The following is an 18,809-nucleotide window of genomic DNA, read 5'->3' on the forward strand; positions in this document are numbered from 1 at the left end:
TCGATGCCGGGGAAGCAAAAAGCTTTTAACTTCACTGCGTCTGGCGGCTCGATCGCGCCGTTTGTATACCTACGGCTGATAGCACCTATCCACCTTACTACTAAAAATTAGCAATTCCTTCGGCTATTACACAGAAAAGAAGCTGAAAGCAAGAGTGATTTTATTACGGGGATGCAACCGTGCGCCGCAGGTTAAAACCTACCTTAAAAAAAACGTCATAAAACGCTTGTATCCGAACTCATCTATTTTGCATTGTTTAATGTTAAAAGAAAAATGGCGCTGCGGCGACAGGTCTCGATCGCCTCTGTTGGTTTTCTCACCATCGACAATGCTCAGCTTGCCACACCCTTCCGTGCGACTAGCCTGTGGGAAGCAGAACATAGAACATATAGATGAAGAAAGTTTTTTTGCAACCGCTGCCGGCTGGCTCTGGGGTCAAGTCCACTGACTCCCCAGAGCAAGCATCCCCGCGTTATGAAAGACCGGGCCCGGTCTTTCAACTTCCAACGGTTGAGTTTTGTCACTAAATGCTGATATTTCCGGCAAAAGCTGAGGCTGTGGCGAGCGGGTTCCCAATCTTTTGGATTTTGCCCACACCCAATTCTGCAGCCATCCTGACATCGGGCAGAATTTTTGCTTTTTTCCCTATTCCCCCAGCCTTCTTTTACGAAAACTTTAATTTACTTAATACTTCTTAACAATTCGGCTTTTCCAGAGAAAGCCAACAAAGGCTATCGGGCCACGGGACGGTTCCGGGCGGTTCTACCGCCACAGCAGGGCGATCGAAGCAAACTCTGCGTTTATTTGGACAACCCCGCATCTACCCGAGGAAGGAGATTTGCCCGCACTTGCCCTCCCGAGATTTACCTTCTTAGAGAGATAAGTTTCTGTAATAATTTGTAATAAACAAACGCAGGCGAGCATTGTATAAAGATTATCAGAGGGTTGAAACGACAGGCCAAAGTTAACAAAAACCCTGATTGACAAGGTTTGTCGCATCTCATAAAAGGTGTAAAATTTTCTAAGGTTTCTTAAACCTCCGTTGCAATGTAACAATAGTGCAGGTAGCGGAAAGGGAGAGATCGATGGGACCAGCAGAGTAGCTGGCATCAAATTTCAACCCTTGCAGGCACTCGTAGCCTGAACAAATTTAACTTAACGGTTTTATACCGCAACCAAACTCAATTAACTCAAATAGGAGAGTTCTTTCATGTTTGACGCATTTACAAAAGTGGTTTCCCAATCTGACGCTCGGGGCGAATTTCTAGCTCAGGGTCAACTAGATGCTCTCAGCGGCATGGTTTCCGACGCTAACAAGCGGATTGACGCAGTAAACCGCATCACCGGCAACGCATCCAGCATCGTAGCCAATGCAGCTCGCGCCCTGTTCGCCGAACAGCCGCAACTGATCGCTCCTGGTGGCAATGCTTACACCAACCGCCGCGCGGCAGCTTGCTTGCGCGATATGGAAATCATCTTGCGCTACGTGACCTATGCAACATTTGCAGGCGATGCCAGCGTTTTGGACGACCGCTGCTTGAACGGTCTGCGTGAAACATACCAAGCTCTGGGAGTTCCCGGTGGCTCAGTTGCAGCCGGCGTGCAAAAAATGAAGGAAGCAGCGATCGCGATCGCTAACGACCCCAACGGTGTTACCCGTGGTGATTGCAGCTCGCTGATGTCTGAAATCGGCAGCTACTTCGACCGCGCAGCTAATGCAGTCGGCTAAAAATAGCCAAGCGAACCTTTCTTGTAAAGAAGCGAGCATCGCATTTTTGCAAACAATCATTTTTGTACAAAAACAACACAACATTAGGGAGAAACCAGAACAATGAAAACCCCTTTGACTGAAGCAGTAACAGCAGCCGATTCTCAAGGCCGTTTCCTGAGCAGCACTGAACTACAAGTCGCCTTCGGCCGTTTCCGCCAAGCAGCAGCAGGTTTGGAAGCAGCAAAAGCGTTGACCGCCAATTCTCAGCGCTTGATCGACGGTGCAGCTCAAGCTGTGTACAACAAATTCCCGTACACCCAACAAATGCAAGGCCCCAACTACGCTTCTACCCCAACAGGTAAAGCGAAGTGCTCTCGCGACATCGGCTACTACCTCCGGATGGTAACCTACTGCTTAGTTGCAGGCGGCACAGGTCCGATGGACGAGTACCTGATTGCAGGTGTTGACGAAATCAACCGGACATTTGAATTGTCTCCTAGCTGGTACGTTGAAGCTCTCAAGTACATCAAAGGCAACCACGGTCTGAGTGGCGACGCTGCAACTGAAGCGAATTCCTACATCGACTACGCAATCAACGCTCTAAGCTAGATTTGCGTGATGCCCGGAATTGTAAGCTGCTGTTAGCTTAAGTGTTAGCGGTTGTTTACAATTCCGGGCATCTGCGATCCAAGCCTAGTTTTGCAAATACTTTTTTAAGCAGTTTTCAATTTTTAAAGCAAAAAAGGAAGAAGCAAAAATGGCGGGATTAGGTGCAGCAGAACGTTTGGGAATAAAAGCATTTGAAGAAGCCGGACGGGTAGAACTGCGCCCCCACTGGACGCAAGAGGATGTGGAAGCAGTAATTCGCGCTGCTTACAGCCAAGTTTTCGGTAATGAGTATTTAATGTCGAGCGAACGACTTACCAGTGCTGAATCTCTGCTGCAGCAAGGGCAGATTTCAGTGAAAGATTTTGTGCGGTCAATTGCACATTCCGAAACCTATCGGAAAAAGTTTTTTTATCCGAACTCGCAAACGCGGTTAATCGAGCTTAACTACAAGCATTTGTTGGGCCGCGCTCCTTACGACGAGTCGGAAATTGCTTTCCACGTTGATTTGTACAATGCAGAAGGCTACGAAGCTGAAATTAATTCTTACATTGACTCGCTTGAGTATGAAGAAAATTTTGGCGAAAGTATAGTGCCTTACTATCGCGGTTTCGCGACTCAAAGAGGTCAAAAAACCGTCGGTTTTAACCGGATGTTTCAACTGTACCGGGGTTTTGCTTCTAGCGATCGATCGCAAAACCAAACCCAAGCCCGGCTGACTTGGGAAGTAGCGAGAAATATGGCTTCGCCGATATACACGGCCTCCACCGGAAAAGCCCTTGGCGGCACATCCGGCGGTTCTCGCGACCAGCTCTACCGAGTCACCGCAATGCAAGGTTCGGCTAATTTTTCGCCCCAAGTGCGGCGGACTACTACCGAATATCTCGTGCCTTACGAGCAACTTTCGAGCCGCTTGCAGCAAATCAACAAACGTGGCGGCAAAGTGGTAAGTATTACCACAGCTTAAAGTTTGTGTATTGACGTTTTTTTGAAACGTCTTTAGCAAATTAGGACTAAGGCTAAAAAATTCTTCAATTTTATGTGTATAGGTAAGGTGTGCAGTGCACACCCTACTTTGAGGCATATTATCCTTAGTCCTAAAAATTTCAAGTGCAACCAAGCATTAAACTTTTGTCATTAATAATTTAGGAGGAAATCTGGTGGCGATTACAACAGCAGCGTCCAGACTGGGAACATCCGCATTGAGCGATGCGCCGAAGGTAGAATTGCGCCCGAACTACAGCAAAGACGACGTTGAAACTGTGATTCGTGCGGTTTACCGTCAGGTGCTGGGCAACGACTATTTAATGAAATCCGATCGACTTACAAGTTCCGAGTCTTTGCTGCGGGACGGCAGTTTGACGGTACGAGAATTTGTACGCGCTGTAGCTAAGTCAGAACTGTACAAAACCAAGTTTTTCTACAACAGCTTCCAAACTCGGACGATCGAACTAAACTACAAACACTTGCTCGGTCGGGCTCCCTACGACGAATCTGAAGTAGTTGAGCACTTAGATTTGTACCAAACACAAGGCTACGACGCTGATATTGATTCTTACATCGATTCAGTAGAGTATCAAGAAAACTTCGGCGACAGTATCGTGCCTTACTACCGCGGTTTTAACACCCAGCGTGGTCAAAAAACCGTTGGTTTTACCCGGATGTTTCGCCTGTATCGCGGCTATGCAAACAGCGATACATCTCAACTAGAAGGCAATAACTCTCGCTTAGCTGTCGAACTCGGCACTAACACCGCTACGCCTGTAGTCGGTCCCTCCGGCGGTAACGAAGGTTGGGCATATCGGCCTTCTGCCAGAAACGTAACTCCCAGCAGCACTTTCGGCGGCGCTGCAGCTTACGGCAAAGAAGGGCGGCTGGTGCGCGTGGAAGTTTCCGGCATTCGCACGGGCGGCTATCCTAGCGTGCGCCGCAGCAGCAAGGCTTTCATCGTACCTGTTGAGGATTTGTCCTCGCAACTGCAGAAATTTCAACGCCTGGGCGCGAAAATCGCCAGCATTACTCCAATTTAGTCAGTTGGCAGTTGGCAGTTGGCAGTTACTAGCTTTTAGTCAACAGTCAACAGTCAACAGTCAACAGTCAACAGTCAACAGTCAGAATTACCAATTACCAAGAAGCTTATGTTGGGTCAATTTGTAGCTGGAATAAGTGGCAATACAACTTCGGCTGGTCGCTGCTTTCGGTATGAAGTTGTCGGTTTGCGCCAAAGCGATGAAACAAATAATGTGGATTATTCGATTCGATCGAGCGCGAGTACATTTATCAACGTGCCTTACAATCGGATGAATCAAGAAATGCAGCGGATTACTCGCATGGGCGGGAAAATTGTCAGCATTCATCCTTTAAACGCGGGTGCAGAATCATCCCATCAGTCATCCCATGAATCATCCCATGAATCATCCCATGAATCATCTGGTGATCACCAATAGTTTGGTGGGAGGGGCGATGAAAATCGCTTCTTGTCAAGCTAGAAGGGGCGATGAAAATCGCTCCTTGTCAAGCTAGAAGGGGCGATGAAAATCGCTTCTTGTCAAACCAAGTCCGCCTGCGCGGAATAAGAGTTAATGCAACCCGCGCAGGCGGGTTTTGTCTGTTTAGCAGCGATTTCAATCGCCGAATAACTAATAACTAATAACTAATAACTAATGACTATGGATTATTACGAATCCGACTCACCGCCGGCGGGTGTAGCTGAGGGCGAGTCTTTAACTGTTGAACAGGCGATCGCAAATTTGCACTCCCAAGATTACAGTCTCCGGTATTATGCTGCTTGGTGGGTTGGCAGATTTCGAGTCAAGGAACCTGCCGCTATTGCAGCTTTAATTGCGGCATTGGAAGAAGAGTCAGAACAAACAAAAATCGGCGACTATTCCCTATTACGAAATGCGGCGCGGGCTCTGGGTAAATTGGGTGACAAACAAGCCTTACCGGCCCTGATTCGTTGTTTGGAATGCGCTGATTATTACGTGCGAGAAGCGGCGGCTCAAGCTCTAGAAATGCTGGGCGAGATCGATTCTATTGGGCCGCTAATGAAGCTATTGGATGGGGGCGTAGCTGTGGCTGTGCGAGTGCCAGGAAAATCGCACCTCGTGCAACCTTACGACTCGATAATTGAAGCTTTGGGAACGCTGAAAGCCACAGAAGCAATACCCCTAATTTCACCTTTTTTAGAACATTCTGTGGAGCGGGTGCAGTACGCTGCGGCGCGGGCGATGTATCAGTTAACTGGAGAGCGGGTTTACGGAGAGCGGTTGGTAAGTGCTTTGAATGGGGAGAATTTGCAGTTGAGGCGATCGGCTTTGATGGACTTGGGGGCGATCGGCTATTTGCCGGGAGCGCAAGCTATTTCTGAAACTTTAGCAGAAAATAGCCTGAAATTGATTGCGCTCAAAGGAGTTTTGGAGCATCACCTCAATCAACAAGAATCTCTATCTTTGTCAGATGAAGCTATCCGCGTTATGGATTTAATGGATAGTTTACTTTAAAAAATTAGTTCACAACTGAAATAGGATTGGTGTAGCGATTCTCAATTGTCTGCCCTACATTCAGGAGACAGCACATTCAGGACACAGCAGTGCTATTTCCCTACCGCATATCTGTATTTCAGGTAATTGAGAACTGCTATTTTCTCGCTTTTCTCCGGGTGAACTGGTGGCTGATGATTTGATGGAATGAGGAATGAGGCTTTAAGTATTAATTTTCATGAGTTTTGAGTAAAAATATTGAGGGTACTAGCTGTTATGAAAGATCAAAATTTTTATGCAGACTTTGCATTCCTACTGGTCAAATATAAAGCAACTCATAAAGGAAATAAATATCGGGGAATTCCTCTTTCTAGTATATGTGGCACGCTGGAGTCAATTATGAAGATCCCTAGAGAAAGCCTACATTATTGTAACCACCGTTCCGAAACCCCAGTCGCCCTCACAATCCCAGCCAGAGATATCTTTTCTAATAAAAGTCGATCAATCAACTCTTTTGTTGCTTCTGAAATCGGTTGATGTCTGGGAGTCATGACAAATTGTCTGACACAATCTCGACATTTAAAATTTTGCTTGCCGGAGCGAGTGCGACCACTTTTCAAGATGTATTCAGAGTTGCACTTGGGACAGTTCATAAGCTAAAATTGAAGGTAGGTTAAAAGAGTAAAATTATAACACATTTTCCTTGCTATGCAGGACTACCCAATAAAAAAAGAGATACACTTGGCTGAACTAGCGAAAAAATACCGAGTTAGTGGCTCGTATTCATCTATCTCTCATCGTCTGTATGACCTCCTTTGCCAAATAGACAGAGGAGATGGACTGAGTTGGTCAGAGCAGGCATGGATGAAATTCTATCGGTTTTATGAAGCGATAGATATCTATCGGCAAATGCAGGAGTTTACTCAACTGAAATTCAGTTACAAAGCTACTACTTATGAGGAGTCATTCCCCTCTAGCAATCTCTATAAAATTCTGAAGAGACTGGACAAAAATCAGCCAATTAGCCCTAAAGATTGTCAATGGTTGAAAGAAGAAAACCTGTTAGAAACACTTGCTATTATCGAGAAACGAGATACCTTACAAAAAACAGTATTTGCTCAGCTAAAGAATAAGTATCAAGCCACGGCTCACCAGGATTTATCGGCCTCTAGTCCACTCTATAAAATCCTGAAAAACCTGGATGCAGATATACAGTTGAGCGAGTCAGAACTTAACTGGCTAGAAGAGCATCAACTTAGCGAAACGCTTAGCATTGTTTTGGAGATAGAACAGAAACGACACTTTGCTGAACTGAAGGTTAAGTATAAAGCTACTACTTATGAGGATGCATCCCTCTCTAGCCATCTGTATAAAGTTCTCAAAAAAATAGATTTAGAAAGTCAGCTAGGTGAGCATGATATTAACTTTCTGAAAAAGCGTAAACTGACTGAGACAATTACTCTTGCGCTTGATAAACTTGCTGCTAGTCTCAAGTCCAAAATTCAATCGGGAGAGCCGTTGAGTGAGGCTGATTTTGATTGGGTGAAACAGAATGGACGTGATGATGTAATTACCTTTGCTATTGAAAACTATGTTGCTAGTCTGAAGTCGAAAATCCAATCAGGAGAGCCGTTGAGTGAGGCTGATTTTGATTGGATCAAACAGAATAAACGTGAAGACATAATTACTTTTGCCGAAAAAAAGAGATTTGCTGCTCTGAAGTCTAAGTATGAAGTCTCGGACTATAAAGATCAGACACCTTCTAGTCCATTGTACGCAATTCTGCAAAAACTGGATAAAGGAGAGCGACTGGAACCAACAGATGTTGCTTGGCTTGAGGAGAATAAAATTGAAGCATCTCAACCCAGCTATAGCTATTATGGGTGGCAGGAAGAACGCCGATATCAAGGGCAGAGACTGTTCTCTGGCAAGATTTTTACAGCTTACCACAAAATCGAAGCACTTTTTTATGAACACGAGTACAAAAATACTGGAAATAAATGGAAGTTGCCTAATGCCAGCAGTCATTGGCGCAAGGCTGAGCAACCGAGAAGTGCATTGAAGCTGACAGAAAATCTGGACTTAGACAAAATTAAAGAAAATAAGCTCAAGTCAGCTTTGCTAACAACTAGGGGCGGTGCTTTTCGAGATATTAATAAACTAGATGATACCGAAAGATGTGCCCTAAAAGCTATTGAGTATCAGCCTCAGAGTCATCATCCTTACACTTTGATGGGAGCTATTTGTTTTGAGCGGAGTCAATTTTCAGAGGGTGAGCGTTGGTTTAACGAGGCAATTAAACGCGGTGCTTCACCCAGAGATCAGGATGCGGAAATGAAGCGGGTTGTCAAAAATGCTAAAAATGGGAAGCGTCGGGAAGTTGTGGAATATCTGCTGAAAAAAGATCCGGAGCGGTATGCTTGGGCTAAGTTTTATCGGAACCGCCAAGACGGTTAGGATGCACAGCACAAGACATCCTAGGGCGGGTATGGAGTCGAGTTTTTTGCCGATTCGACTCTTTAACCAAGACTGTCCTACTTCGAGCAGGGTAAGCTTTCCAAGTTGATCGCCGCGCCTTACCCACGCTGCAAAAAGTTCGATCGCGCGATCGACCCAACCTACAATTAAAATGGTCACGGTAAAGCTTACAAATAAATGGCATTAGAATTAATTCAGGCTGTGGAACAAGCAGATTCTTCCCAGGGCTTGTTAAACGCAGTCAAAGCACTGGCTGCAGCTTCCTCAAAACAAGCAATTCCTACCTTAATTACAGTGCTCGGTTACAACAACCCAGGCGCCGCTGTTGCCGCCGTTGATGGGCTAATTCAGCTCGGAGAACCTGCGGTGCTGCCGCTTCTAGAACAGCTTGACGGCTACAATTACGGGGCGAGAGCTTGGGCTGTTCGGGCTTTGGCCGGAATTGGCGACCCCAGGGGTTTGGAGATTTTGCTCGATGCAGCGGCGAATGACTTTGCTTTGAGCGTGCGGCGGGCGGCGGTTAGGGGTTTGGGGACGATTTGCTGGGAACTGATGCCCGTAGAACAAATTGCAGATGCTCAACTTCGCGCTGTGAAAACGCTGCTGCAAGCGTCCCGAGATCCCGAATGGGTGGTTCGCTACGCAGCAGCGGGGGGTTTGCAAGCTTTGGCGGGTGCTGCGACTGTTAAACCGGATTGGTTAGCGGAAGTTTCGGCCAGACTTGAGGAAATCACCCACAGCGATGAAACTACTTCAGTTAGGGCTCGGGCTTTGCTTGCTAAGAAAATATTGTCACTTGGCTAGGGTTTGGGCGATCGTCTCTTCCAAGTCCCCTTGACTGAGAGTGGTTAATATAAAGACTTCTTGTACGGTTTTGCCCTGTCTGGCGATGATTTTAAATCCCCCGCGGATGGGTACTGACACTCTTAATGTCATGCGGGGGATGTGTCCTTTAACTTTGTTGATGACGCCCGGAGTGACAGTTTGAATGCCGATTTTTAGGGTGAGGCGCTCTAAAATTGGTATCAAACCGGGAAGGTGGGTAGAGTGATTCCAAACTAGGCGGCCTTTGGGTTGTGCGTTCATAAATATTTAACCAAATTCAACATACCCAGTCTAAGCCACCCCTGGCTGGAACCAATTTGAAATCCCCTCAACTTCTGTATCACTAACGTTACTGTGAGCGTCATTGTCAGCAAGCCGAGGCAATCTCAAACCGAGATTTTTGATTCCTGGCGCGCAAGCTAAGATTTGATGGCGCAGAATTGTCCTGTACTTTTTGATATTTTGGGTTGGCAACTGTCGGTTTTTCGAGTTGAGTGGCGATCGCCCGGAGCATTTCTGCGAGGCTGCAAGGTTTCTTGAGATAGCCGTCTGCTTTAAGTTCCAGGGCTTTTTCCATTTCTGAACCCGTCATAAAAATAAACGGAATGCTGGCGGTTGCAGGGTGCGATCGCACGGCTGCGAATACTTCAAAACCGTTTAGTTCTGGCATCATGACATCAGACAAAATTAAATCGGGAATTTCGGCTGCTAACTGGATACCGACTTTTCCGTTTTCAGCACCCACAGCTTCAAAACCGCGCGATTGCAGAAGTTCTAATACCGTTTCTCGAATTAAATCATCGTCTTCAATTACTAATATTTTTTTCATTGGTTTGAGCTGGATCTTTACTTTGTTTGTATTCCTCTGTTATTATTGTTACAGGTGAGTTTTAAAGAATTCAATAGGGTTATTGCAAAAAACCGCTTTTGACTGGCAACTTTTTACGGCTTTGTGTAGGCTCGCAGTTACACACAAGACTTGAGTTATCCGCAGCTTTACCTTGGGTACTAGCGGTAGAAGTCGCTCCAGGGTACCGAGGATTGTGAACGTCTAAAATCAGCGATTCAATAGTTTATTTAATAAAGATTCCAGCCGCCTGACTCAAAAAGTTTGTATTTGAGTGGCGATCGCAGTTACGTGTAATTAATAAATCCGCCGATGAGCTGAGGGCGAAACTGCAACCTGTGAAGTTCACAAATTTCGGGCGATCGGGTAAAATATAACCTGGTGTATCGCTATTGAGTGAGGAAAAAGATATGTCAGAATTTCTAGACTTTCTCAGACATCAGTTTGCCTACGTTGCCATTGGCGAATTTAAACCGGGAAAATTTAAAGAAGCCGAAGAACTTTTTGAAAAAGCCGTTGCAACTTATGCCACAGGTTTTAAGGGAGCGTATTTGCTGCAATTGCCCAATACAGACAAAGGTATTGCCATCATTTTTTGGGAAAGCGTAGAAGAGATGGCCGCCAATCAAAGCGAAGCTTATCAGGAAATATTAAAGCAGATGACGCCTTTGTTTGCGAAACTTCCCGACACTGATGTTTATGAAATCGTCAGTGAAATTCAGCCTAAAAGTGAATGATTAAAAATCCTGCAACCGGCGAGTCATTCCCATACCCATCGGCGTCTTTCGCCCGACTCCGCTGTAAAGCGCAAAATCTGCTAAAGTGTTAATTTGCTTGATAGTAGCAGGAGCTATATCTCCCATAATTCGGTAACTAATATCGCCGACGCAACCAATAAATTTACTTCGAGAATCCGTACTAACTTCTGTTCGGATATCGAAGAAACTGGGGAAAATAGCTTCTGTGAAAGTAGGTTCGATCGCAATCCTGCTGTATTTGTTCCAGCGATTCGCTAAACTGCCAAAAATACTCTCACGAGTGGGCATAGCACTATCGTATACACCTTGCCGAAAATTAGTAGGAGTGCAAAAAGTAAAAGCAATTTGGCGCTCAGTTTCCGAAGCTCTCTCGAACAATTCGGCGTAAGTACAAAAGTTTACCCAAGGCTGGTTTGATTGCGGTTCGCTCAAAATATTAGTAATGTATATATTTGTCGGCCCGAGATGCCAAGGGCTCTCGAAATTAAGTTGCTGCCAAAGTTGAGTTAGGCGATCGAACAAACCGTCATCCAGCAGAGAAATTCGCCACCAAATCGGCGTATTTTCCTGAATAGCTTGCTTGTGTTCCCATTGTACAGCCTGCGAAATTGTGCGCGCAGCAGGAGGCAAAACTCTCTTTTGCGGCTGCGGCGTACTGCTTTTGTAAGGCTCTTTTCTCCTTACTTGGAAAGGGCTTAAAGTGAAAGCTTTTTCCTGAGATTGGTCGTGCAGGTACGCGCTCAAATCGGTGTCTACAGCACTCACAAGGTTCAAAAACAAAGCGTGGAGATGCCGTCCAGTTAAAAACTGGGATGGAATTGGTGCAACTGGCCGCAGGTTTAAAACAAGGCTGTAGGGCATTTTGAAATTTATATACGGTGTCTGTATAGATGTTCAGCTAGTATTAATACTACAGCTAAGTTGCCACTTAGATTAAGGAATTTAAATCACATAAGGTGCACAGTGTGCACCCTACGTTTACGACGATTTGTGGGTCGTGTCCACCTACATTTAGGTTGTAATATTGAGGCAAATCTCTGTGCGGTAAATTTTTAGGCGATCGAGATTTCTGGCGACAAATAAACGTCTTGGATGGCGTGGAACAATTTTACGCCTTCTTCAAAAGGACGCTGAAAAGTTTTGCGGCCGGAAATTAAGCCGCAGCCGCCAGCGCGCTTGTTAATTACCGCCGTGCGAATTGCTTCTGCAAAATCGCTTTTCCCGGAAGCACCGCCGGAGTTAATTAAACCCATCCTTCCCGCATAACAGTTGAGCACTTGATAGCGAGTTAGATCGATCGGGTGATCCGTTGTCAAATCCGAATAAACCCGCTTGTCGGTTTTGCCGTAACTGTGGTCGCTAGCTTTAGCAACTGCTCCATAGCCGTTGTTGCATTCGGGCAATTTCTGCTTGATAATGTCAGCTTGAATTGTCACTCCCAAGTGATTTGCTTGACCTGTCAAATCGGCTGCAACGTGATAATCTTTGTCTTGTTTAAAGATATCGTTGCGGAGATAGCACCACAGAATAGTCGCCATTCCGTATTCATGAGCGTGAGCAAAAGCCTGACTCACTTCTTGGATTTGTCGCGTCGATTCCGGCGAACCAAAATAAATTGTTGCTCCCACTGCAACCGCTCCCAAATTCCAAGCTTGCTCGACGGTCGCAAACATTATTTGGTCGAATTGATTGGGATAAGTTAGCAACTCGTTGTGATTGAGCTTGACAATAAAAGGGATTTTATGCGCGTATTTGCGAGATACGCTTCCCAAAACTCCCAGCGTTGTCGCGACAGCATTGCAGCCAGCAGAGATTGCTAGTTTGATGATGTTTTCGCTGTCAAAATAGATGGGATTCGGTGCAAAAGAAGCGGCCGCCGAGTGTTCGATTCCTTGGTCTACCGGCAGGATGGATAAATAGCCGGTATTTGCCAAGCGTCCGCTAGAATAGAGTTGCTGAAGCGATCGCAAAACTTGGGGAGATCGATCGGTTTGAGCAAAAATGCGATCGACCCAATCCGGCCCCGGCAGGTGCAACAAATCTTTAGAAACTTTCGCTTGATGGGTGAGCAAGTCTTCGGCTTCGTCGCCAAGCCAAGATTCGATCGAACTGGGAACTGATAGTGTAGCTGTCATACAGATTTCCCTCTCAATTTCAATTGCAGGCTGATGATTACAGACATTAGCCTTGCTGATATTGTAGCGAAAAAATCATATTTTCCCTTCAGTCAACGATCGACCCAGTTTTTAACCAGATTAGGGACAACAGCAAGTAGGACGCGCTACTCTATAATAAGCTGGCACTTCAGGCGGATCTGCGCTGCCAGCGATCGCCGATCGACTCACAACTTTGCCACCACAATGTCACACACTTACTTTGATTCTGAAAACGGTCACAAATCCTTCGAGATGCCCGGTGCTCGGCCGCATTACAATCCCGATCGCCCCGGTCAAGTAGAGCATATTTTCCTCGACTTAGTGCTGAATATTCCCAAACAAAGCTTTCGCGGCACTTGCAGTATCCGCCTCAATCCAGTCCGCAGCGGTATTGACAAATTAACCTTAGATGCGGTCAACCTGAATATTAAATCAGTAAAAGTCGGCGAAATTGAGCAAAATTTCGACAGCGATGGCGAAGTGCTGCAAATTCAACTGCACGAACCCACCGAAGTTTACCAACCAATTACAATTGCGATCGAATACTCGGTGGAAAAACCCCAGCGCGGTCTCTATTTCGTCGGCCCGGACAAACACTATCCAGACAAACCAACACAAGTTTGGACTCAAGGCGAAGACGAAGATTCCCGCTTCTGGTTTCCCTGTTTCGACTATCCTGGACAACTTGCTACTTCAGAAATTCGAGTCCAAGTTCCGAGACAACTATTTGCTATTTCCAACGGCGAATTAATTAGTACAAAAAACGAAGGCGACGATAAAATTTATCACTGGTTTCAAAGCCAGGTACACCCGACGTATTTAATGACCTTAGCAGTCGGTGATTTTGCCGAAATTAAAGACGAATGGAACGGCAAACCAGTTAATTATTACGTGGAAAGAAGCCGCGAAGCAGACGCTAAGCGCAGCATGGGCAAAACGCCTCAAATGATTGAATTCTTCTCTCAAGCATTTGGCTATCCTTACCCTTTTCCCAAATACGCTCAAGTCTGCGTCGATGATTTCATCTTCGGCGGTATGGAAAATACTTCGACAACTTTGCTAACAGATAGGTGCTTGTTAGACGAACGTGCCACCCTCGACAATCGAGGTACTGAAAGCTTAGTCGCCCACGAATTGGCTCACCAGTGGTTCGGTGATTTAGTAGTAATAAAACATTGGTCTCATGCTTGGATAAAAGAAGGCATGGCTTCTTATTCCGAGGTGCTGTGGACTGACAAAGAATACGGCAAAGAAGACGCGGCTTACTATATGTTAAATGAAGCCCGCAATTATTTAGCTGAAGACAGTTCCCGCTACCGCCGCCCCATTGTTACTCACGTTTACCGCGAAGCAATTGAATTGTACGATCGCCATTTGTACGAAAAAGGCGCTTGCGTCTATCACATGATTCGCGCCGAGTTGGGCGACGAATTATTTTACAAAGCAATTCACACTTTTGTGCGGGATAACGCTCACAAAACTGTAGAAACCATCGATTTGCTCAGGGCGATAGAAAAGGCTACCGGTCGCAATCTCATGTTTTTGTTTGACCAGTACGTTTATCGTGGCGGTCATCCAGATTATAAAGTTGCTTATTCCTGGGATGGCGACAGCAAATTAGCAAAAGTTACTGTCACCCAAACTCAGGTAAAAGATAGCAAAAATGACAACGGCAACAGCAAAGATGTATTCGACCTAAAAATTCCCATAGGCTTCGGTTACAAGCCGGAAAAAGATGCAGAAGATAACAGTTATGCTCGTTCTACTGCTAACCTAAAAACTTTCACAGTCAGAATATACGAACGCGAGCAAAGCTTCTATTTTCCCCTAGAAGAGAAGCCGGCGTTTATCAGTTTCGATGTGGGCAATAGTTACTTAAAAACAGTCGTTTTAGAGTATGGAGTTGCCGAACTCAAAGCTCAGTTGCAGTTCGATCCAGACCCTGTTTCCCGGATTTACGCTGCCCACGCTTTGGCGAAAAAGGGAGGGCTGGAAGCGGTGAAAACGCTGTCAGAAGTTCTCAAGAAAGAGCCGTTTTGGGCAGTACGGGCCGAAGTGGCGGGCCAGTTAGCTGAAATTAAACTCGACCAAGTTTTTGAAGGTTTAGTAAGTGGCTTAAAAGATAAAGATGCTCGTGTTCGTCGCGCTGTGGTGAATGCGCTGGGTAAAATCCAAACTCACGAAACTTATAAAGCGCTGAGGTCGATCGTCGAAAAAGGCGACGACAGCTATTACGTAGAAGCAGCAGCAGCGAGTGCTATGGGCTCCATTGCAGGGGCTAACCCCGACGAAAAACCGACCGACGAACAGGTACTGAAAGAGTTAAAATTGGTGCTGAAAGAGCGTCAGGGCTGGAATGAGGTAGTGCGATCGGGTGCGATCGCAGGTTTGGCGCACATGAAAACTTCTGAAGATGCGCTGAATCTAATTTTGAAATACACCGCCGCCGGTACTCCGCAAGCTTTGCGCTTGGCTGCAATTCGATCTTTGGGCACAATTTCGGCTGGTCAAACGAAGGTCAATTTAGAACGGATTTTGCAGCGATTGGCAGAATTATCTAAAGAGACGTTTTTCTTGACTCAAGTCTCTGTAGTAGCGGGATTAGGACAAATGCAAACTCGCAAAGCAATTCGCATTTTGCGTTCTTTAGCTGACCAAACCCCCGATGGCCGCGTCCGCCGCATGGCTGATGAAGCTGTGCAAAGAGTGCAGAAAAATGTTGGTTCTGATGCAGCGGTAAAGCAGTTGCGGGAGGAATTAGACCAGGTGAAAAAAGAGAATCAAGATTTGAGGAGTCGGATGGAAAATTTGGAGGCTAAGGCGAAGAAAGATTAGGTGTAAAACCCCATACCGGCGCAGATAAAGGCAGATATTGGCGATCGGCTTTTATCTGCTTGTCGGTAGAGGATTGCACGCGGTTATTATAATAATATTATTGTTCAGCGGGAGTGCATTGGAATTTCCTATTTTCCACATAGGGAAAAAGCCCAATATCTCTATTCTCCACTTTGTTGTCTCTTAACCGGAATTAGCCCAAATCAGGATGCAATTTTTATTTTTTAGTTGTCAACTTTTGATGAAGTTGCAGTAGCGTTTTTACCCATAAATATTGCAGAACTCATGAGTATAAGAAGCGCTGTATTGATTGAGCAATCGGGGGTAATTCCCTATCGTATTCAAGATGGAAAAATTGAAGTAATGCTAATTACTTCTTCGGCTAGCAAGCGCTGGGTGATTCCTAAAGGATTAATTGAACCTGACATGACTCCCCAAGATTCCGCCGCCAAGGAAGCTTGGGAAGAAGCAGGTTTGTTGGGTAAAGTGTTCCCGGATTTGCTGGGAACTTACGAGTATCAAAAGTCCGGCTATTTTTGTCAGGTAGGGGTATTTTTAATGCAAGTGCAAGCAGTTCTAGAAATTTGGCCGGAAGCTAGCAAGAGAAAGCGGCAGTGGGTAAGTATTCCTAAAGCAATTAAGCGGGTTAATGAACCGGAACTCAAACTCATTTTGGGGGATTTGCCGAATCGGTTCTGGTGAAGAGTCATCGGTAAGGGCGGGTTTACCAATAGTTTGGTTTTCAACCATAAATTCGGGTGAACTCGCTAAAAGAACAACATGACTGAAGACTATATGCTGTAAGATTCTGGAGATGCGATCGCCCGGAGCCATCTCCTCAGATGACCAACCTTAACCCGATTAAAATTCTCTTCCTGAATGACCTGCGCGAGAACAAGCCCGAACGTCCAGGCTGGTCAAATGTAAAGGCTTAGGTTTTGACTTTTGGCTTGGTTCGCTCGAAGATCCAGGCACGCTATTTCAGCGCAAAGCCCGCTTAGAAGTCTCCGGGATTCGTAAAGGTTCTGACAGCATTATTCAAGCCAGAGTTAACATCAAATTAGAACAAATCCGCCCTTCAGATGACGTAGCTCCTGGCTATGTATCTGTAATTGAGTTCGGTACTCCCAAAGCACGGATCGTCAAAAAATGCAGACCGTAGAAGTCCTTCACCACGAAGCAATGGAACTGGTCGATCGAGCCGTTCTCGCCCGTCAGTGCGGTGATATCGACCAAGTGACTGCACTCACCAGAGCCGCCTTTGCGAAAGAACGGGCGGCAGCGGATTTAGTAGCAAACGAATGGGATTTTGAGCCTACTCGTTCTATACTGCATCGGAGCGCCGCCGTACTTGCCATTGAGTGTGCCCAACTCCGGGAAGCAGAACGGCTGATTGGACGCGCCCTCGCAGGCAACCCTCCCACGGACATTGCTGATGAACTGCGTGACCTGCTTATAGAAGAAATTTACTCGCAGCGCCAAGCGATTGGAGCTTAATTTATTTAGGCGTTAGCGGAGAGGAAAGGAATGCTTTCGGCTAAGTTATCCTTAACTTCAATTCCCTGTTTTCTCGCCCAAAACTGGCTCAAAAAGTGAATTTGCCGCAAGCCGACAACTAAATTTAAACCGGGTACAAAAATCCACCAAACGGTTAGCGGTTCTTTGATTCCTTCTTGGCGGTACAATTCGTTAACTGTCTTGTAAAGTTTGAACTGCACGATGTAAATCCAAGCAATACCGAGCAAGGAAAACCAACCAAACCATCCGGGAACGTCAGGGTCAAATATCCGCAAAGCTTGAGGGACGGCTACTCCTAAAACAAAGGGAAGCAAGCAAAGAGTTCCCGACCAACCGCTGCCGTTATAGCGACGCAATTCTTCTTGAATAATCCATTTGTACCATCCGTAATATAGCAGCAAGCTGACTCCAGACAGCAAAATTACTCGCCACAAAGAGCGGGGTTTACCTAAAGGTTTGTCGGACATATTTAGATGTAAGATATGAATGGCTGTCTTGATTGTATTAACATTTGTTAATTATTGCAAAATCATTTCTCGAATCGATCGCGCTGTTGCAGGGGCCAGCAGAACACCGTTGCGATAGTGGCCGCTGGCGATGAGAACGCGATCGTTACTGGAAAGCGTCTCGATAATTGGGGCCGGCCGCCCTTCCGGCCGCGGGCGCAATCCCGACCATTTCCTGATGATTTCCGCTTCTGCTAAGGCCGGACAAAGCAAACTCGCCCTCGCCATCACTTGCCCCAACATATCAGCATTCGCCTGAATTTCCCCGCCATTTTCTGAAAACTCCACCGTCGCCCCCACCCAAAATTCCTGATTTCCCAAAGGCACAATGTGAACGTCATCGCAGGTAATTACCGGCGTAAAATCTGGGTTTCCTAAAGGATTCGGCGATCGCAAATGCAGCGCTTGTCCCAACACCGGGCGAATGTCAACCAACTGATTTAACGATGCAGTCACAGCAGCAGAACCCAAACCAGACGCCACAATTAGTCGATCGAACTTTAAACTAGCAGCAATCTCCGCTGCTTCAATGGGTACCCCAAACTCAAAAATCACCCCATTGCGTTCAGCAGCATCAATCAAAGCCAAAGTTAGCGCCGTCGGATCGACTTGCCGGTCTTGAGGCGAATAAATCGCAGCAATAATGCGATCGTTTAAAGAGAGATGAGGGCAGCGAACTCGCACTCGTTCCACATCCCAAAGTTCCAATTGCCAACCTTGAGAACGGCGAGTTGCTATCAAATTTTCCCACTTACTTAAATCCTCTCCCTCCGAACAAAGCATTAAAATTCCTTGTTTGTTAAAAGGAATTTTTCGCCCCGTAACTGCTTCCAATTCTGGAATCAAAGTTTCGTAGCGCTGAAGGCTGGTTTCCCTCAACTGCCAATTTCTACCCTTAGTTTTGTGGCTGATAACTCCCATCAAAACACCGAGTGCCGCGCCTGTAGAACCTTGTGCCGGCGGCTGTTGGTCGAACACAGTAACTTTCAGTTCTGGAAATTGACTTAGTTCAAAGGCGATCGAAGCGCCAATAATACCGCAACCAATAATTGCAACGCGAATCATTCAATTTTAGATTTTAGATTTT

At 46.0% G+C, this 18,809-nt stretch carries 19 protein-coding genes and 1 pseudogene; 13 read left to right on the forward strand and 7 right to left on the reverse strand.

Annotated elements, in window-relative coordinates; translation table 11 throughout:
- Positions 1-1,210 precede the first annotated feature (1,210 nt).
- The 7 genes from QUA62_RS19270 (at position 1,211) to QUA62_RS19300 (ending at position 6,336) form a co-directional block, all read left to right on the forward strand.
- Complete coding sequence (locus QUA62_RS19270; RefSeq protein ID WP_006631257.1) at positions 1,211-1,729, forward strand: phycocyanin subunit beta; 519 nt, start codon at positions 1,211-1,213, stop codon at positions 1,727-1,729.
- 102 nt (positions 1,730-1,831) lie between these two features.
- Positions 1,832-2,320, forward strand: coding sequence for a phycocyanin subunit alpha (gene cpcA / locus QUA62_RS19275; protein WP_006631256.1), 489 nt, complete (start codon positions 1,832-1,834; stop codon positions 2,318-2,320).
- A 148-nt stretch (positions 2,321-2,468) separates the two neighbouring features.
- Positions 2,469-3,284 carry a phycobilisome linker polypeptide gene (locus tag QUA62_RS19280; RefSeq protein ID WP_333284690.1) on the forward strand — a complete coding sequence of 272 codons (816 nt, stop codon included), beginning with the start codon at positions 2,469-2,471 and terminating at the stop codon, positions 3,282-3,284.
- A gap of 193 nt (positions 3,285-3,477) precedes the next feature.
- The gene (locus QUA62_RS19285) at positions 3,478-4,347 is read left to right on the forward strand and encodes a phycobilisome linker polypeptide (protein WP_333284692.1); all 870 of its coding nucleotides are present in this window, start codon (positions 3,478-3,480) and stop codon (positions 4,345-4,347) included.
- Between the two features lie 108 nt (positions 4,348-4,455).
- Positions 4,456-4,764, forward strand: a complete 309-nt coding sequence (locus QUA62_RS19290) for a phycobilisome linker polypeptide (RefSeq protein ID WP_333284694.1) — start codon at positions 4,456-4,458, stop codon at positions 4,762-4,764.
- Positions 4,765-4,980: 216 nt separating this feature from the next.
- Positions 4,981-5,820 (forward strand): HEAT repeat domain-containing protein, encoded by an 840-nt coding sequence (locus QUA62_RS19295; protein ID WP_333406049.1) that lies wholly within the window; start codon positions 4,981-4,983, stop codon positions 5,818-5,820.
- Positions 5,821-6,075: 255 nt separating this feature from the next.
- On the forward strand, positions 6,076-6,336 hold the full coding sequence (locus QUA62_RS19300; RefSeq protein WP_333406108.1) for a hypothetical protein: 261 nt from the start codon (positions 6,076-6,078) through the stop codon (positions 6,334-6,336).
- On the opposite strand, the pseudogene QUA62_RS19305 reads toward QUA62_RS19300, so the two are convergent.
- Positions 6,228-6,452 (reverse strand): annotated as a pseudogene (locus QUA62_RS19305) (IS1/IS1595 family N-terminal zinc-binding domain-containing protein); the annotation flags it as partial. The gene QUA62_RS19300 and the pseudogene QUA62_RS19305 overlap by 109 nt on opposite strands.
- Before the next feature lie 88 nt (positions 6,453-6,540).
- Here QUA62_RS19305 and QUA62_RS19310 point away from each other — a divergent pair.
- Positions 6,541-8,256 (forward strand): hypothetical protein, encoded by a 1,716-nt coding sequence (locus tag QUA62_RS19310; protein ID WP_333406051.1) that lies wholly within the window; start codon positions 6,541-6,543, stop codon positions 8,254-8,256.
- Between the two features lie 198 nt (positions 8,257-8,454).
- A complete protein-coding gene (locus QUA62_RS19315) occupies positions 8,455-9,081 on the forward strand; it encodes a HEAT repeat domain-containing protein (protein WP_333406053.1) in 627 nt (208 codons plus the stop codon).
- Here the strand turns inward: QUA62_RS19315 and QUA62_RS19320 are convergent.
- Together QUA62_RS19320 and QUA62_RS19325 are read right to left on the reverse strand one after the other, a co-directional pair.
- Entirely contained in the window at positions 9,070-9,363 is a 294-nt protein-coding gene (locus tag QUA62_RS19320; RefSeq protein ID WP_190732612.1) for a DUF2103 domain-containing protein, read from the reverse strand. The genes QUA62_RS19315 and QUA62_RS19320 overlap by 12 nt on opposite strands.
- 106 nt (positions 9,364-9,469) lie before the next feature.
- A complete protein-coding gene (locus QUA62_RS19325) occupies positions 9,470-9,931 on the reverse strand; it encodes a response regulator (RefSeq protein WP_190732611.1) in 462 nt (153 codons plus the stop codon).
- A gap of 428 nt (positions 9,932-10,359) precedes the next feature.
- Here QUA62_RS19325 and QUA62_RS19330 point away from each other — a divergent pair, with 428 nt between their 5' ends.
- Positions 10,360-10,686 carry an antibiotic biosynthesis monooxygenase gene (locus QUA62_RS19330; protein ID WP_190661662.1) on the forward strand — a complete coding sequence of 109 codons (327 nt, stop codon included), beginning with the start codon at positions 10,360-10,362 and terminating at the stop codon, positions 10,684-10,686.
- On the opposite strand, the gene cas6 is transcribed toward QUA62_RS19330, so the two are convergent.
- Both cas6 and QUA62_RS19340 read right to left on the reverse strand, forming a co-directional pair.
- Positions 10,687-11,568: a CRISPR-associated endoribonuclease Cas6 gene (gene cas6 / locus QUA62_RS19335; RefSeq protein WP_190661660.1), complete on the reverse strand. Its 882-nt coding sequence runs from the start codon at positions 11,566-11,568 to the stop codon at positions 10,687-10,689.
- A 191-nt stretch (positions 11,569-11,759) separates the two neighbouring features.
- A complete protein-coding gene (locus QUA62_RS19340; protein WP_190661658.1) occupies positions 11,760-12,842 on the reverse strand; it encodes a class I fructose-bisphosphate aldolase in 1,083 nt (360 codons plus the stop codon).
- A gap of 225 nt (positions 12,843-13,067) precedes the next feature.
- Between QUA62_RS19340 and QUA62_RS19345 the strand changes: the two genes are divergently transcribed.
- The 3 genes from QUA62_RS19345 to QUA62_RS19355 all read left to right on the forward strand — a co-directional run bounded on the left by QUA62_RS19345 (position 13,068) and on the right by QUA62_RS19355 (position 17,195).
- Positions 13,068-15,698: a M1 family metallopeptidase gene (locus QUA62_RS19345; protein WP_333406104.1), complete on the forward strand. Its 2,631-nt coding sequence runs from the start codon at positions 13,068-13,070 to the stop codon at positions 15,696-15,698.
- Positions 15,699-15,983: 285 nt separating this feature from the next.
- Positions 15,984-16,400 carry an NUDIX hydrolase gene (locus QUA62_RS19350; RefSeq protein ID WP_333406055.1) on the forward strand — a complete coding sequence of 139 codons (417 nt, stop codon included), beginning with the start codon at positions 15,984-15,986 and terminating at the stop codon, positions 16,398-16,400.
- Positions 16,401-16,847: 447 nt separating this feature from the next.
- The gene (locus QUA62_RS19355) at positions 16,848-17,195 is read left to right on the forward strand and encodes a hypothetical protein (protein ID WP_333406056.1); all 348 of its coding nucleotides are present in this window, start codon (positions 16,848-16,850) and stop codon (positions 17,193-17,195) included.
- Positions 17,196-17,200: 5 nt separating this feature from the next.
- On the opposite strand, the gene QUA62_RS19360 is transcribed toward QUA62_RS19355, so the two are convergent.
- A complete protein-coding gene (locus QUA62_RS19360) occupies positions 17,201-17,683 on the reverse strand; it encodes a hypothetical protein (RefSeq protein WP_333055292.1) in 483 nt (160 codons plus the stop codon).
- A gap of 51 nt (positions 17,684-17,734) precedes the next feature.
- Positions 17,735-18,787: an FAD-dependent oxidoreductase gene (locus QUA62_RS19365; protein ID WP_333406058.1), complete on the reverse strand. Its 1,053-nt coding sequence runs from the start codon at positions 18,785-18,787 to the stop codon at positions 17,735-17,737.
- Positions 18,788-18,809: the final 22 nt, after the last annotated feature.

The organism is Microcoleus sp. MON1_C1 (assembly GCF_036701945.1).
Classification (GTDB): Bacteria; Cyanobacteriota; Cyanobacteriia; order Cyanobacteriales; family Microcoleaceae; genus Microcoleus.